14 protein-coding genes and 1 pseudogene are annotated in these 15,269 nt (G+C 71.1%); 4 read left to right on the top strand and 11 right to left on the bottom strand.

Annotation, left to right across the window (positions count from 1 at the left end; genetic code table 11):
- Nucleotides 1-75: 75 nt before the first annotated feature.
- Nucleotides 76-1,326 (bottom strand): MFS transporter, encoded by a 1,251-nt coding sequence (locus H4W81_RS32945; protein WP_192778375.1) that lies wholly within the window; start codon nt 1,324-1,326, stop codon nt 76-78.
- A gap of 66 nt (nt 1,327-1,392) precedes the next feature.
- Here H4W81_RS32945 and H4W81_RS32940 point away from each other — a divergent pair, with 66 nt between their 5' ends.
- Nucleotides 1,393-2,397 (top strand): ArsR/SmtB family transcription factor, encoded by a 1,005-nt coding sequence (locus tag H4W81_RS32940; protein WP_192778374.1) that lies wholly within the window; start codon nt 1,393-1,395, stop codon nt 2,395-2,397.
- 36 nt (nt 2,398-2,433) lie between these two features.
- Nucleotides 2,434-2,883, top strand: coding sequence for a hypothetical protein (locus H4W81_RS32935; protein WP_192778373.1), 450 nt, complete (start codon nt 2,434-2,436; stop codon nt 2,881-2,883).
- A gap of 299 nt (nt 2,884-3,182) precedes the next feature.
- Here the strand turns inward: H4W81_RS32935 and H4W81_RS32930 are convergent, their stop codons facing one another.
- Nucleotides 3,183-3,965, bottom strand: coding sequence for a hypothetical protein (locus H4W81_RS32930; RefSeq protein WP_192778372.1), 783 nt, complete (start codon nt 3,963-3,965; stop codon nt 3,183-3,185).
- Nucleotides 3,966-4,134: 169 nt separating this feature from the next.
- Here H4W81_RS32930 and H4W81_RS32925 point away from each other — a divergent pair, with 169 nt between their 5' ends.
- Entirely contained in the window at nt 4,135-4,881 is a 747-nt protein-coding gene (locus H4W81_RS32925; RefSeq protein ID WP_192778371.1) for an oxygen-binding di-iron domain-containing protein, read from the top strand.
- 379 nt (nt 4,882-5,260) lie between these two features.
- On the opposite strand, the gene H4W81_RS32920 is transcribed toward H4W81_RS32925, so the two are convergent.
- The 5 genes from H4W81_RS32920 to H4W81_RS32900 form a co-directional block, all read right to left on the bottom strand.
- The gene (locus H4W81_RS32920) at nt 5,261-6,460 is read right to left on the bottom strand and encodes an MFS transporter (protein WP_192778370.1); all 1,200 of its coding nucleotides are present in this window, start codon (nt 6,458-6,460) and stop codon (nt 5,261-5,263) included.
- A 132-nt stretch (nt 6,461-6,592) separates the two neighbouring features.
- Nucleotides 6,593-7,897 carry a GEVED domain-containing protein gene (locus H4W81_RS32915; protein WP_192778369.1) on the bottom strand — a complete coding sequence of 435 codons (1,305 nt, stop codon included), beginning with the start codon at nt 7,895-7,897 and terminating at the stop codon, nt 6,593-6,595.
- A gap of 92 nt (nt 7,898-7,989) precedes the next feature.
- Complete coding sequence (locus H4W81_RS32910; protein ID WP_192778368.1) at nt 7,990-9,174, bottom strand: NAD(P)-binding domain-containing protein; 1,185 nt, start codon at nt 9,172-9,174, stop codon at nt 7,990-7,992.
- Between the two features lie 38 nt (nt 9,175-9,212).
- Entirely contained in the window at nt 9,213-10,397 is a 1,185-nt protein-coding gene (locus H4W81_RS32905) for a carboxylate--amine ligase (protein ID WP_192778367.1), read from the bottom strand.
- A gap of 347 nt (nt 10,398-10,744) precedes the next feature.
- Nucleotides 10,745-11,023, bottom strand: a complete 279-nt coding sequence (locus tag H4W81_RS32900; protein ID WP_192778366.1) for a hypothetical protein — start codon at nt 11,021-11,023, stop codon at nt 10,745-10,747.
- On the opposite strand from H4W81_RS32900, the pseudogene H4W81_RS50215 reads away from it, so the two are divergent.
- Nucleotides 11,013-11,213: pseudogene (locus tag H4W81_RS50215) on the top strand (glycosyl hydrolase); the annotation flags it as partial. The gene H4W81_RS32900 and the pseudogene H4W81_RS50215 overlap by 11 nt on opposite strands.
- 209 nt (nt 11,214-11,422) lie before the next feature.
- Here the strand turns inward: H4W81_RS50215 and H4W81_RS32895 are convergent.
- Genes H4W81_RS32895 through H4W81_RS32880 form a run of 4 tightly spaced genes read right to left on the bottom strand, consistent with a single transcriptional unit; the run spans nt 11,423 to nt 15,268 of the window.
- Complete coding sequence (locus tag H4W81_RS32895; protein ID WP_192778365.1) at nt 11,423-12,916, bottom strand: glycosyltransferase; 1,494 nt, start codon at nt 12,914-12,916, stop codon at nt 11,423-11,425.
- Nucleotides 12,913-13,482 (bottom strand): YveK family protein, encoded by a 570-nt coding sequence (locus H4W81_RS32890; protein ID WP_192778364.1) that lies wholly within the window; start codon nt 13,480-13,482, stop codon nt 12,913-12,915. The genes H4W81_RS32895 and H4W81_RS32890 overlap by 4 nt, the downstream gene beginning before the upstream one ends.
- Entirely contained in the window at nt 13,479-14,579 is a 1,101-nt protein-coding gene (locus tag H4W81_RS32885) for a glycosyltransferase (protein ID WP_192778363.1), read from the bottom strand. The genes H4W81_RS32890 and H4W81_RS32885 overlap by 4 nt, the downstream gene beginning before the upstream one ends.
- Nucleotides 14,576-15,268, bottom strand: coding sequence for a polysaccharide deacetylase family protein (locus H4W81_RS32880; protein ID WP_225960434.1), 693 nt, complete (start codon nt 15,266-15,268; stop codon nt 14,576-14,578). Before H4W81_RS32880 ends, H4W81_RS32885 begins: the two co-directional genes overlap by 4 nt.
- Nucleotide 15,269 lies beyond the last annotated feature (1 nt).

The raw sequence follows: 15,269 nt of genomic DNA, 5'->3' as shown, positions 1-15,269 counted from the left end.
GACGATGAGGTCGCGGTCGCGCCTGCCGTACCCGATCGAGGTGTCCCGGCCGGCCGAACGCGCTGAGTCCGTCCTTCACCGGTCGATCTTCACGGCGTCCCCGGCCTCCAGCCGCCCGCTGGGCAGGCGCCACAGCGCGGCACGGAGCAGTACGGGCAGCGCGGCCAGCAGAGCGATCCCGCGCAGCACACCCGCGACGGGGTACGGCGCGCGCAACCCGAACGAATACGCCACCAGCCCACCGGCCAGCGCTCCGAGCGGGATCAGCCCCCAGCCGACCATCTTGTAGACGCTGTTCACCCGGCCGAGCAGCGCGGACGGCACGACCTGCTGCCGGAGGGTGACGGTCACGATGTTCCAGAGCGTGATGACGAAGCCGTTCACGGACAGCAGGGCGCCGAGCACGATCGCGTTCGGACTCAGCCCGATCCCGACGAAGACGACGGCGTTCGTGGCGAGCGCGGTGAGGAGCGCGGGAAGGGCGCCGATCCTGCCCACGACGCGCGCGCTGACGAGACCGCCGAGCACGCTGCCGATCGCGGCGCAGGCGAGGAGCAGGCCGTAGCCGCGCGCGTCAAGGTTCAGCGTCTGGGTCGCCAGCAGGACGAGTGTCGCGTTGCCGAGCTGGCCGCAGAAGGTGTTGACGCCGAGCAGGATCGCGAGGGTGCGCAGCAGCCGGTGACCGGCCAGCCAGCGCAGGCCGTCCGCGATCGCGCTGCGCATCGGCGGGTGCGTGGCCGGCCGGTGCGCACGCCGGGGCAGCGTCGCCAGCAGCGCGGCCGACAGGGCGAACGAGCCGGCGTCCACCCCGAACGGCAGCGCCACGGCGACCGCGAAGAGCAGGCTGCCGATGGGTGGTCCCAGGAACTGGTGACCGATCGTCGTGATCGTCTGCTGGTAGCCGTTCGCCCGGTGCAGCACGGGTCTCGCGACGACGTCCGGCACGATCGCCTGCGCCGCGTTGGCGAAAACGGTCTCGCACGCCCCGAGCGTGAAGGCCATGAGCGCGAGCGCCGTGACGTCGAGACGGCCGACCGCGGCAAGGACCGCGATGACGGTGACGATCAACGCCTGGATCGCCTGCGAGCGCCACATGAGGGTGACGCGGTCGTGCCGGTCGACGAGCGCGCCGGCGGGCAGGGACAGTAGCAGCCAGGGCAGGTACGCCGCCGCGGACACGACGGACACGAGCCGGGGGTCGCGCGTGATCGTGACGGCCAGCAGCGGAACGGCGGCGGCGAACGCCCCGTCCCCGATGGAGTTGATCCCCGCCGCCCACCACAACCGCCAGTACGGCGCGGGCAGGCGGGGCGTGTCCGGTTTCATGCCAAGATCGTCCGGTGTCTGACGCCGGCGCGACAGCTTTAAGGCCGGTGCTACATAGTCGAAGCCATGGCGTTGACGATCGATCTCGGCGTGGCCGAGCTGGCGGCGACGCGATTCGCGATCTCGCCGCTGTCCGAGACGGTGTCCGGACTCCAGCAGTTGGGTGATCGCGATCGGCACGCGGTCAACCTGCCGTGGCTGCGCTGGGCGGCGGACGAGCTCGCCAGGCGTCCGCTCGACCTCTCGCGTACCTGGCCGCTGATCGTGAGCGACCGGCCGGGCTGGCCGGAGTTCCTCATCCCCGCCCCGCTCGGTGCGGTGGCGTCCATCGAGGACGACCTGGCGGCGTTGCGGCGGACGACCGCTCGTCAGGTGCGGACCAGCCTGCGTCGCGTCTTCGGCGGCGAGCTCCCCGGCGCCGTCGAGGAGCTCGCCGCGCGGCCGGCGGCGGGCCTGCGGGCGATCGCCGCGGAGCTGCGCGCGGCACACGACCGGCTCATCGCGCCGCATTGGTCGCGGATCAGGGCCGTCCTCGACGCGGACGTCATCTATCGCGCCAAGCACCTGGCCGCGGGCGGCGCCGAGAGGTTGTTCACCGACCTGCATCCGGACCTGCGGTGGCGCGAGGGCAAGCTGATGATGGAGGGCGCGCGCTGGCGGAGCGAGCACGTCGTGAACCGCGGTCCTGGGGGGCTGGTCCTCATGCCCGTCGTCCTCGGCTCGCCGTACGTGTCGATCAAGAAGAGCACGTCCACGCAGACCACGGTGCGGTACCCGGCGCGCGGTGTCGGGGCGTTGTGGACGGCGGGGACGCGGGCGCCCGCGGGCAGCGCCGTCCGGCTGCTCGGCCGGGTGCGGGCTGAACTGCTCGAGGCGCTGCGGTCCCCGGCGACGACGACGGATCTGGCTCGCGCCTTCGGCGTCACGCCCAGCGCGGTGTCGCAGCACCTCGGCGTGCTGCGCGAGAGCGGGCTGGTCGCGCGGGAGCGATCCGGGCGCCACGTCCTGTACATGACGACCCCGCTCGGGGCGGCCCTGAGCGCTCCCCCCGGCGCGGGAGATCGTGTTTGACTGGCTCGGTGAGCGAAACCGGTGCTGAGGCATGACGTGGACGAGTTACTGAGGAACGTCCGCGCGGCCGTGGTTCTCCTCCTGCTGAGCGCCACGCTCGCCGGCTGCCAGGTGTGGGGGATGCTCGGCGGCGGCCGCGAGCTGTGTGAGCGGCGCGCGGACCGGGTGAACGCGATGGTTCGCGAGGCGATCAGCCCTGCGCTTCCGCCGGCGAGTCAGATCCTGTCCATCGGGGGTGTGAACGACTGCGATTCCTCCACCTACGGGGCTTGGGTGTTCGTCGAGCTGAAGGAAGAGGAGGACCTTCGCGCCAGGTTCGTGGCGGCGGGATGGTCCGCAGACCTGGAGGTCGACGCGGCCAACGCCTACGACCTGGCCAAGCGGATCGGAGATCGCGTGTTCGGGGTGTCGATCGAGTCGAACGTGGAGATCAGCGCCGTCGTGCTCGACGGTTGCTGGGACAGTGGCGGTTATGGGTGTGGTTGAGCACAAGGACATCAGCGAGGATCTGCGGGGCAGGCTGGTCGAGCTCGCGCGGCTCCAAGACGGTCAGCCCGGCGACTTACGGGACGAACACGAACGCTGGGCGCTCTACCGGGTCGCGATCGAGGACGGCATCGGCCAGGCCGGGGCCGGACGAGGCGGGTCCGCAGGCAGGCGGCGGCGGCCCTGCGCGATCTTGCCTAGGGGCGCCGCGTCGGTTGTCCACAGGGTTGTGCACAGGGTGTGGAACATCTGTTCGTAAGAGGCCACCGTCCTGAACGGACGGTGGCCTTCACGAACGACTAGTTGTACCGGTACAGCCTGGTGGCGACCTCGTCCTCGCCGTCGAACACCGAAGCGCGGTACATGCTCACCCGCAGCTCGCCGTGCTGGGCCTTGCCGCAGGTGTTCAGCCCCGCCAGCTGGTGGATCTCGAACCGCGCCGTCGGGTCGCCGTCCACGAAGTACTCCGCCCGCGCCTGGTGCGTGTCAGCGCCCGTGTCACACGCGAAGACGAACGTGTTCTTCCCACCGCCGAAGCAGATGCTCGCCGCGCCCTTCGTCGAGGTGCAGACCTTGGACCTGGCCTGTGCGGTGGCCGGGGTCACGCTGGTCTCTCGCTTGACGGGGTACTTGGTGACGTCGCGAACCGTCTTCCAGCGGCTCACCTTGATCAGCTCGCTGCCGTTGTACACCGCGGCCCTGAACGTGACGGTCTTGCCGATCTCGCGGCTGCCCTTGATCTCGCCCTCGCGCGCGAGATTGTGTATGACGTACTTCGTGCCCAGGTAGCCGTTCAGGTAGTACTCGACCGCGGGGTGGAGCCGGTCGTTCCTCGTGTCCTCGATCGTGATTCCCGGTCTGTCGCTCGCGTCCGGCCCCACGCACGCCATGGCGCCCTTGACGCGGACGCACTCGGCCTCCTCCTCGTCCTCGGCGACGCGGGTGGTGGGGACCGCTGCGGGAGTGACCACGGCGACGGGCGCGGCTGCTGCGGTGGTGCTGGGGGCGTTCGCGGCGGGGCGGGGTTCCACGTGGGCCGCGGCCCCTTCAACGCTGAGCGCGGCGGTCACCGACATGACCACGGCTATGACTGTGCGTCCTAGCGCCACTTCGTTCTCTCCAACCTCAGGAGTAACAGGGGGTTTGCCAGGGTGTGACGCACCAATTGCGGTAAAGGTTCAGATTTATTGTCGAAAGACCCTGGCGTGAGACGATGGCAGAACGGGGAAAGCGCTCCGAGGGGGGAGCAGGATGGACACCACCGTTACCGAGGTCGCGCCCGATATCTACCGGTTGTCGACGTTTATTCCTGACGCCGGAATTATGTTCAATCAATACCTCGTCAATGCCGAGGAGCCACTGCTGTTCCACACCGGCCTGCGGGCGCTGTTCCCGTCGGTGTCGGCGGCGGTGGAGCGCGTGGTGCCGGTCGAGCGGCTGCGCTGGATCACCTTCGGGCACGTCGAGGCCGACGAGTGCGGATCGATGAACTCCTGGCTGGCCGCCGCGCCCAACGCCCAGATCGCGCACGGCCTCGTGGGCTGCCTCGTGTCCGTGAACGACCTGGCGGACCGGCCGCCCAGGCCGCTGGCGGACGGCGAGGTCATGGACCTGGGCGGCAAGCGGGTGCGGCGGATCGAGACTCCGCACGTGCCGCACGGCTGGGACGCGGGCCTGTTCTTCGAGGAGTCCACGGGCACGCTGCTCTGCGGTGACCTGTTCACCTCGATGGGCGAGGCTCCCGCCGTCACCGAGAAGGAGATCGTCAGCCCGGCCCTGGCCGCGGAGGACACCTACGGCGCCACGTGCCTGACCCCTGGCACCGGCCCCACCATGCGCGCGCTGGCCGACCTGGAACCGAGCGCGCTCTGCCTCATGCACGGCCCCGCCTATCGGGGGGACGGCGGGACGGCGCTGCGCGACCTGGCGGGGGCCTACGAGGAGCGGCTCGCCGCCGAGGGCGTCCGCCTGCACGGCCCCGTCACGCCGTCCACCTAGCGACAAAGGAGTCTCGTGCTCACCGAGGACTGCCCGCTGCACCGGGTGACCATGGACGCCTACCCGCCGCCGAACCGGTCGTACACAAGGTCCTGGATGGAGGCCAACGACCGGCTGCGCAGCACGTGTTGCATCGCCTCGGCGAGGGCGTCCCCCTGCCCACCGACGCCTTCGAGGACTGCGCGATGGAGGACTGGCGCTCCACCGGCTGGACCGCCAGCCGCAACGTCGAGCGGATGCTGACGTTCCTCTGGCTGCAGGGCAAGATCATGGTTGCCGGCCGCGCCGCGGGACAGCGGCTGTGGGCGCTTCCCGGCGCCGGCGAGACGGTACCCGAGCGTTGGGCCCCCTGCCGGCCCGGTCCTGAGCCAGGGCGCGGTCACGCGACGGTCGCAGGAGCTCGGCGGAGGAGACCCGCCCTCCGCAGGCGCCAGACCGCGAAGGCGGTCGCCAGGAGCGCGAGCGCGCCGGAGCTGAGGATCGCCGTTCGGGCGTCGAAGACGACCCCGGGCGTTCCGAGGAGGAACCCGAGCGCGACGCAGGTGTTGACCAGCACCCGGAAGTACGCCCACGCCCGCCCCTGCATCTCGGCGGGGACGTGGTGATGCACCACGTTGCGGACGCCGACGTTGTGCGCGCCGTTGCCGAAGCCGCCGGCCACGAAAGCGACGGCGATGACGACCGCGACTGGGACGAGCCCTTCGACCAGCAGCGCGCTCCCCATGAGGGCGGCGCCGCCGAGCACCATGGCGAGATGCCGCCTGCCCACACTCTCCCACGCGCCGATGAGGGAGCCGGGCAGGGCGCCGAGGGCCCATGCCGACAGCAGGAAGCCGTAGAGGGTGTCGCTGCTGGTGATCTCGCGCAGGTAGAAGACCCCGGCGACACCCTCGATGGACGTCGCGAAGATCACCGCGGCGAGGATGGGCAGGAGCGGGCGGATGACCGGCGAGTTCCACATGACCTTCAGGCCGTCGAGGGCGCCGGTGAAGGGGCTGGTGCTCAGGGACATGCGCTCGTCCCTGTCGCCGGGGACCACGCCCCAGATGACGAGGGACACCACGACGAAGGTCGCCGCGTTGAAGCCGAGCAGCCAGGCGTTGCCGACCGCGGTGAAGAGGGCGGCGCCGAGGCCGGGGCCGATCAGTGTGGACAGGGACATCGCCGCGGTCAGCCCGCTGTTGGCCCGCTCCATGCCTGCCGTACCCGCGACGGCTGGAACGAGCTTGAAGCCCGCCGCCGAGGAGGCCACCGCGAAGACGTTCGCGAGGGACAGCATGAGCACCTGGGCGTGGAAGAAGGGGGTGGCGGCGGCCCCGGCGAAGAGAACGGCCTGGACGAGAACCGCCGCGAGCCAGATCCGTTTCGCGTTCGTCCGGTCGACGAGGACCCCCAGCAGGGGAGCGAGCAGCAGCGGCGGGAGGAGTTCGGCGAGGTAGACCTCGGTGACCCACCAGGTCGGCCCGGTCCTCGCCGCCTCCAGCACGAGCGAGAGGGTGGCGACGCCGTCCCCAAGGGTGGACAGGAAGGTGCCCGCGAGCAGGACGAGCAACGGCAGGGGGAGGGGGCGTCGTGACAACGGAGGCCTTGTCGGGTCGAGGGCGCGATCAGGACCCTAGGGAGATCCTTCTCCGTTGGACAACTCATTTTCCTCGACGCCGAAAAGGCCACCGCCGGCGTGTCACCGGCGGTGGCCTCAGGGGAACGTCGGTTACCTGAAGTTCCTGTACTGCCTGATCCAGCGGCGGTACATCCGCCCTTCCCTCTTGTCGCTCTTGTCCGTCCGCACCGAGGGCTTGTCGCGCTGGACGGCCGGGGGTGCGACGGTCGCCATGCGCTGCGCGAGCGTGATCGGGTAGTCCTCGACCTCACCGCTGTCGGCCCAGCCCGTCGGCCGTTCCACGCCGTCGGCGGTCGCGGCGGCGCGCAGCCGCAGCCACGTGGCTCCCGGCCGGACGGTCTTTGGAACGGTCCAGGTCAGCGTGCCGCTCGAGGCTCCTGCCTCCACCTGGGCCTGCGCCCGCTCACCGGCGTCGAAACTGCCGTTGCGGTCGAAGTCGATCCAGCCGCCCAGCGACGAAGCCGAACCCGCCCGGACGGGGACGTCCAGCGAGTACGTACTGGCGTTGCCCGCCAGAGGCGCGGGGCCTTCCGCCTCGAGCGCGTCGTCGGCGTCGGCGCCCACCCGAAGCGTGCGCGGGGTGAAGCTGTCGGTGTCGGTGTGGTCGGGGGTCACGTCCCTGCCGAGGGAGGTGTCGGTGAGGATGTGCGACGCGGCGCCGTAGGAGGCGGGCGCGTCGGAGTCGTCCTCGTAGAGGGACAGCTTGAAGGCGCCCCACATCTGCGAGGTGCCCGCCTCGCCGCCGCGGCGGACGTCGCGGGCGCGCAGCATGATCGTGAACGAGTTGAGCGTGCCGTTCACCTGGACGGTGCCGCAGGTGTAGACCACGCCGCAGGTCGTGGTCGTCGCCGAGTGGACCCGCTCGGGCGCGATCGTGGTCCTCGTGACCCGGTAGCCGGGGAAGCCCGCCACCTTGCTGAAGGTGGGGGTGGAGGGCGTCCCGCCCACCAGGCGCACGCCGCTCCAGTAGTCGTCACGCCGGTCCTTGGAGAGGTCGGTCACCACGCCGCCCGTGCCGAACACGTGCAGGCGCGGGTCGCGGACCGGCCTGGAGAAGGTGAACGTCAGCGCGACGACGTCGCTCCAGCCGTTGGGCTTGACGTCGAAGTCCTCGTAGAGGTCGAGGATCCCGGCGCCCGCCTTGGCGTTCACCGGGACGAGGAACTCGTCGGGGAGCGCCGCGGGATCGGCGGGCGACACCTCGGCCGAGACCACTTTGGTGTCGCCGACCGGCGTCTTCCGCACGACGACCGTCACCCCTGACGGAGTCGTGCCGACCGCCTCCGTCGCCGAATTCGTGAAGGTCAGCGGCCCATCCGCATATGCCATGGGAACGACTCCCGCCATCCCGACGACCGTCGCGGCCACGCCGGTGAGGATTTTACGAACATACATTTTCGCTCCCCAGATACCGTTTGGCTTATTTTCCGACACACCCCGGATCCTCTTACCGTTGGACACGGTCAAAGGCTCGGAAAGCTCCCCGCTCAACCTGATTTACGCACCTGTCCGAGGAGGCCCCGAGTTACTCTTCTCGCGGCGAAGTCACTGCCGTACACGAAACGCATGGCAGGTCCGAAAGTGGCGGCCGAAGCCAGCCCGACCAGATAAAGGCCGCTAATCGGACTTTCGAAGGTCCTCGTCAGCCGGGGAGTGGGTCCCCCGGCGCGGAGGCGGCGGCGCAGGCTGGGGTCGAGGATGCCGATCCTGCCCACGTCCACCTGGTAGCCGGTCGCCGCGATCACATGCTCGGTCTCGAGCGTGCGCACGTTGCCCTCCTCGTCGCGCAGGTGCAGGTGTACGGCGCCGCGGTGCTCCGCGGCGGCGACCCGCGCGTCCAGCGTCACCGGGACCGCGCCGTCGAACCGCTCCCTCAGCCACCACGACCCCGCGGGCCCGAGCGTGGTCCGCACGATGTGCTTCCTGGCCGCCCTCGGCAGGTAACGGACGGCGCCCGGCAGCTCCGACCACACCCATGAGGGCCACCCCGTGCCGAGGCCCGAGCTGGGGGCCAGCATGCGGTGCAGCATCGAGCGGTGCTCGACGGGTGTGTCGTTCCAGGCCAGCGCCTTGCTCCTGGCGACGACACGGGCCATGGCCCCGGCCTCCATCAGCAGCGTCGCGGTCTCGAGCGCGGACTGGCCCGCGCCCACGACCGCCACGTCCCTGCCCGCGAACGCCGACAGGTCGTGGTGGTCGCTGCTGTGGGACGACACCTCGGGCGGCAGGTCGGCGAGCGCGGCAGGCCTGTAGGCGAACGGCAGGAAGCCGAGCGCGAGCACGACGGTCCTGGCCAGCACGGACGCGCCCGACGACAGCGTGACCGCGAACAGCCCGCCCTCGGTGCCGATAGCGACCACCGAGGACTCGTCGAGCGCCTTCTTGGCCGTCTGGCCGCTGAACCACTTGCCGTAGCCGACGAAGGTCTCCACGGGGACGGGCTCGCCGTAGGAGTACTGGCGGAAGGCGTCGAGTCCGTAGCGCCGATCGGGGTCACCGAGATGGGAAGCGGAAGGCTCGGACTTCAGCAGCATGCCTCGCGGCATGTGCTGTGCCCACGCCTGCATGGGACGGCCGAAGACCCGAGCGTCCAGCCCGGCCGCCAGCGCGTGGGCGGCCACCGAGAGCCCGTAGGGGCCCGCGCCCACAATTGCCACGTCTATCACCGGCATCTGCAAAACTTCTCCTCCTATTCGTGAGTGGCAAAAGCCTATTTCCGGCGGCGCGCCAGGCGAGTAAAGCCACGCTTTATCGTCTGTCCGGTCATCGCCACGAAAGGCCAGTAATCGTCTGCCGAGAGCCACGCCAGTTCGTCGGCCCCGCGCATCGCGCGCAGCCATCCCGTACAGGTGCGTTCCCGCCCGATCCGGAGCGCGGGAAAAACGTCGTAGTTCTCGACCAGAAAAGTGCGTCCGTAGACCGTGCGGGCAGTGGTGTTCCACTTTCCCGTCAGGTGCAGGTGCATGGTCCGGACCAGATCGAGGCCGCGCTCGTCGCTGAACAACCGGAACTGCGCGCCGAGTCGCGGGTTGAAATCGAGAAGGCAATAGGCGTCCACCGCCGCGTCGTAGCGGAAATCCAGGTCGAGAATGCCGCGGTAGCCGAGTGTGGCCGCAATCGTGTGGGCCGTTTTCTCGATGGCGGGATTGGGCAGGGACCTGCCGTACGTCGTGAGCCCCGCGCCCGACGGATAGGCACGTTCCTTACGCCCGGTGCCGCCGAACAGGCACGCCGAATCCTGGTCGTAGTAGCCGTGGAAGAACCAGTCGGAGTCCGCGTCTCCCGGCACGAAACGCTGCAGGAGCAGGGTGCTGCCGCCGCCCCTGCCGAGCAGTTGGACGGCCTGCTCGGGGCGGCGCACCAGGCTGGTGTTGCGCAGTCCCGGCGCGCGGGGGAGCAGCCACGGCCGCGCCCACTTGGCCACCACCGGGAGACCGAGGTCGGCGACGGCCGCCGCGACCTCCCGCTCGGTGGTGACGACGCGCGTCTCGGGCTGCGCGATGCCGAGCGCCGCGCACACGGTGGCGAGCCTGGCCTTGTCGGCCAGCGTGCGCGGCAGCTCGGGCGCCTGGTCGGGCAGCAGGAAGTGCGGTCGCAGCTCGGCGGAGCGCTCGGCGACGGCGATGGCGCCCTCGTCGTCCATCGGGATCAGCACCGCCCTCCGGCCGATCCGCTCGGCGACGGCGGTCAGCGTCTCCACGAAGTCCCTGCCGTTCGGCCAGGTGTGCATGTGGGCGAGGTACTTCGACCGTGAAGCGGGCGCGTGCCTGCCCTCGATGAGTCCGTGGACCTCGACGCCGGCTCGCCCCAAGGAGCGAATCGCGCCGAGTGTCCCGTGATGAAAGATGTTGTCGTCGAGCCGCAGAACCAGCGCGGGCACCGTCGAATCCAGCATATTTTTCGTTCCATCCCCAAGGTCTTATACGGGACATTTACTGGCAATTCACAGGTCGAATATTCGGCATATAATCGAGTGGGGTAGATAGGGTGAGACTGACGACAACGTATGGGGACATTCGCCATGACACCCAAAAAGGGACACATTCGCTGGCTTTTTTCGGCAGTCGCTGGATCGGCGGCGATTGCGTGGCTCGCCACGAACGGGGGCGTGAACGGAGCACTGCGGGCCGAGCCGAAGAAAAGCGCCGGCCTCGGCGTTTTTCTGGCCTCCGACGCGCGCGGCGTCAAACGGCTGCCCCGATTCGAAGCGTGGCTGGGCGCGGAGGTGACGGTCGGCCGTACCTACCTGCCCGGCGAGAACTGGGCGGCGCTCCAGGGACCCGGTTTCATCCTCGATCCCTGGACGAGCTGGCGCGCCGCCAAGCCTGGCCGGATCCTGGCGCTGAACGTCCCCATGATCACGCCGAACGAGGGCGATCTCCCCGACAGCACGGTCTCCGTGCTGCTGTCCGCGGGAGCCCATGGGGCCTTCGACACGATCTTCGAACGGCTGGCGCAGAAACTGGTGGCCGCGAACGCGCCCGACACCATCATCGTGCTCGGCTGGGAGATGAACGGCACCACCTACTCCAGCCGTTGCGCGCCCAACCCGACGGCGTGGAAGAACTACTGGCGGCGCATCGTCACGGCCATGCGCTCCGTGCCGGGGCAGCGCTTCCGCTTCGACTTCGCGCCCAACCGAGGACGCGACGCGATCCCCTGGACCAAGTGCTACCCGGGCGACGACGTGGTCGACATCATCGGAATGGACAGCTACGACCAGGGGCCGGGACGCAAGTTCTCCGACTACGTCAATCAGCCGTACGGGCTGCAGGAGCAGGCCGACTTCGCGAGGAAGCGGGGCAAGCCGATCTCCTTCCCCGAGTGGGGGCTGTTCCGCTACGGCGACCGTCCCGACTACGTGCGCCGGATGCTGGCCTGGATCGCCAGGCACGACGTGGTGTATCACTCGATCGCCGACTACTGCTCGCACGGTGTCTGGCAGTGCTCGTCGAACCCGCGCTCGTCGGCGGTCTTCCGCGAGATGCTGCGGCCCCCGGCGTCCGCCGTCACGCCTACGCCTGCCACGCCCACGCCCGTCACATCCATGCCTGCCACACCCACATCCGTCACACCCACTCCGGTCACACCGGCTCCCGCCACGCCGACCGCGGTCGTGCCGGCGGTCGCCACGCCCGTTCCCGGGACACCGGCCCCCTCCGTGCTGATCGCCGCCACCCCGACGCCGGCTCCTGGGGCACCCGCCACCCCCGTTCCCGCGCCCTCGGCCGTCCTCGCCGCGCCCGTCGGCGCGGCGCTGGTGCCCAGGCCCGTTCCGCAGGACGCGCCCACGAGCCGGAGCGTGTGCTCGGCGAGCGCGTCGAGCGCCACGGAGTCGTCGTACGACAGCGACAGCAGCGCGGCGGCGCGTCCTTCGGCGGCGGCGAGCTCCGGCTGCGTGAGCCTGAGCAGCAGCGCCCCCGCGAGCGCCGCGACATCCCCCGCGGGCACGGCCGCGCCCACCTTCTCGCCGACCACCTCGGCCAGGCCCGGCACATCGGCGGCGACCAGCGCCCGCCCCGTGGCCAGGGCCTCGAGCGCGGTGAGCGGCAGACCTTCCCAGCGCGAGGGCAGCACCACCACGTCGGCGGCGGCGTACCAGGAGCGGGGATCGGCGACGGGGCCCGCGAAGTGAACGCCGGGGACGTTCCGTGAGCGCAGCGCCTCGAGCAGGTCGCCGTCGCCGACGATCGCCAGCCTCGCCGCCCCGCACTCCTCGCTCACCAGCTCCCACGCGGACAGCAGCAGGTCCTGCCCCTTCTGGCGAGTGACCCTGCCGACGCAGACGGCCAGCGGCGCGCCGTCGGGGATGCCGTGGCGGGCCCGCGCCGCGGCCCGCTCCTGACCGCCCGCGGGCCTGAACCGCCGGAGGTCGACGCCGTTGCGCACGATCGCCAGGTTGCCCCGCACGTCGTTCCGCAGGGCGGTCGCCGCCTCGCCCTCGCCCACGCACACGAGCACGTCGGCCCAGCGCACGGCGGCTCGCTCCCACTCCAGCGCCATCGCGGCGACGAGCCCACGGGCGGCGAGCCACGACCAGCCGTGCGGCTGGAACAGCGTGGGGATCCTTCCCCGGATGGCGGCTCTGCCCGCCAGGCCCGCCTTGGCGGAATGCAGGTGGACGGCGTCGGGGGCGAAGTCGCGGACCAGCCTCCGGACCCGCAGCGCGGCGGGGAGATCGGCGAGGCCGGGTGAGCGGCCCGCCCGCCAGTCGAGCCGCGGAACGCCCTGCTCGGCGAGGCGGGCGGGCAGCGGACCCTCTCCTGGGCAGGCGACCGCGACCTGCCAGCCCCGCCGTGCCTGGTCGGCCGCCACCGCCGCCACGTAGGCGCCGACGCCGCCGTCCACAGGCTGCGCCACGTGCAGGACGCGCGGGGCTGCCCCGGCCCCCGCCGTACGGCCGGCGCGCCTCACGCCTCGGCTCCGGTCAGCGCGGGCGACCGGCGCGGCCCGCTCGCCGCGGACGGCGAGGCGAGGAAGACCAGCCCGGCGACGAGCACCGCCCCCGCAGCCCCGATGCCCACGTTGAGCAGCGGCACCGGCGACGACGGCGCGAGCGGCATGGAGGCGCTGGCGAAGCTGGCCAGCCGTACTCCCGTGTTGGCCGCCTGCATGTTCGCGTAGGAGATCAACGCAGTCGCGGCCTGGTCGGCCCGCTCGACCGCCTCCCGGGCGGTGGGCGCGATGGCGGTGAGCCGCACCAGCGGGGCGTCGGGCGAGGCGGAGGCGCTCAGCGTCCGGCGCGCCTGCTCCCCGCTGGTGATCAGGCCGGGCTGGGCGACGATCCTGGCATAGGCCTGCGCGAAGTTCGTCGACTGCCCCGGATCGCCGGCGGCGACCACCACCACGTACGCGTCAGAGCTGTAGACGGTCTCCTTCGCCAGCGAGTAGAAGAGGCCGCCCAGCGCCCCGAGGACCAGGGACAGCGGCAGCCACCATCGCGTCAGCCACTTCATCTCGCGTGCCCGCGTCCATATCATCGCCACTCCTCGCTGGCCTGGGCGCCCAGCAGGCGCCGGTATAGCGCTTCCAGTTGCTTCACTTGATGTCGGATGTCGTAGAGCCGGACGGCTCTGGGGGGCGTCAGCCTCGTCGGCCGGGCGCGGGCCAGCGCGCCGATCTCGGCGCTCAGCCTGGCCGGCATGACGCGGCGCGCTCCTGGAGCGGCGCCCGGCGGCAGGTCGTCGATGGCGGGGCAGGTGTCGTAGAGGACAGGCAGTCCCGCCGCGAGCGCCTCGATGACGGCCAGGCCGAACGTCTCCTCCTGTGAGGGCGCGGCCAGCACGTCCATCGCCGACAGCATGGCTCGCGGGTCGGGAGACTCCCCTGTGAAGACCACGCGGCGCTCGACTCCGAGCGTGCGGGCGAGTTCCTCGAGCTGCCGCCGGCGGGATCCGATCCCGACCAGCAGCAGGAAGGCGTCGTCCAGCCCCGGCATCGCCTCGATGAGCAGGTCGAAGCGCTTGCCGGGCTCCAGCCGCCCGACGCCGCCGACCACGAACGCGTCGCGCGGAAGGCCGAGCGTGTCGCGGGTCCGCTCGCGCAGGCGCGGGTCGTAGCGGAACGCGCCCGCGTCGACGCCGTTGGCGATCACCACGATGCGCGATCGGGGGACCCCCCACAGGGCCAGCCGGTCGGCCACCGTGGGGGAGACCGCCACGGTGACGTGCCCGAGCAGCTCGCTGGCCAGGTACAGCGCCCTGATCGGCTGGGTGATGCGGCGGCCCTCGATCTGCTCCCTCCCGATCGAGTGCTCGGTCGCCACGATCGCGGGCACGTTCGCGAGCCGCGCGGCCACCCGCCCGTAGACGCAGGCGCGGTACAGGTGCGTGTGCACCACCTCGTAGCGGCCGGCCCGCATCAGCCTGGCCAGCCGGCCGAGCGCGCGCACGTCGCGGTTGCCCCGCATGTCGAGGCGATGGACGGGGACGCCCGTCGCGCTGATGGCTTCCGCCACCACGCCCGCACCCGTCAGCACCGCGACCTCGCAGTCGGCGCTCATGTACGGCAGCTGCGTCCTCAGCTGCTGTTCCGCGCCGCCCGCCGCCAGGCCGGTGATGACGTGCAGGACTTTCACGACCCCCACCGCATCCGGTGCCGTAGCTTCTTGGCGTGCAGCCGCAGCGACCCGTCCCTGTCGCCGACGTAGGTGCGTGGCAGCGCGTGCGGGCCGGTGTGCTCGGACTTCCAGATGGCGCACGCGTAGTCGTAACCCGCGCCCCTGACCGCGGCGACCTCGCGGCCGCCGACGTGGCCGTAGGGGTAGCAGAAGCCGGTGACCTCGGCGTCCACGACGTCTTCGAGCGCCGCCTTGCTCGCCGTCAGCTCGTGCCTGAGCTCGGCGCCCGTCAGCGAGATCAGCGAGGGGTGCCCCACGGAGTGCGAGCCGATCTCCATGCCGTGGCGGGCCGCCCTGCGCAGGTCGTCGGCGTCCATGAGCGGCTTGAGGGGATGGCCGGCGTCCCACTCGTTGCAGCCGCCGATCAGGCCGGAGACCATGAACACCGTCGCGGTGAAGCGCTGCGCCAGCAGGGCGGGCACGACCTCGCTCACGAAGTCGGCGTAGCCGTCGTCGAAGGTGAGGCCGACCAGGCCGCGTGCCGTATCGGCGCGTCTGGCGGCCAGCAGCTCGCGCATCGAGACCCCGCGCAGCCCGCGCCTGGCCAGCCAGCGCAGCTGGGCGGCGAACCGGTCGGGCGAGACGGTGATGTTCAGGGGGTCGGCATCGTACTTCGTCACCGAGTGGTACATGAGGACGAGCGGCATG

The organism is Nonomuraea africana, from assembly GCF_014873535.1.
In the GTDB taxonomy this organism is placed as follows: Bacteria; Actinomycetota; Actinomycetes; order Streptosporangiales; family Streptosporangiaceae; genus Nonomuraea; species Nonomuraea africana.
This window is presented reverse-complemented; position numbering and strand designations above follow the sequence as displayed.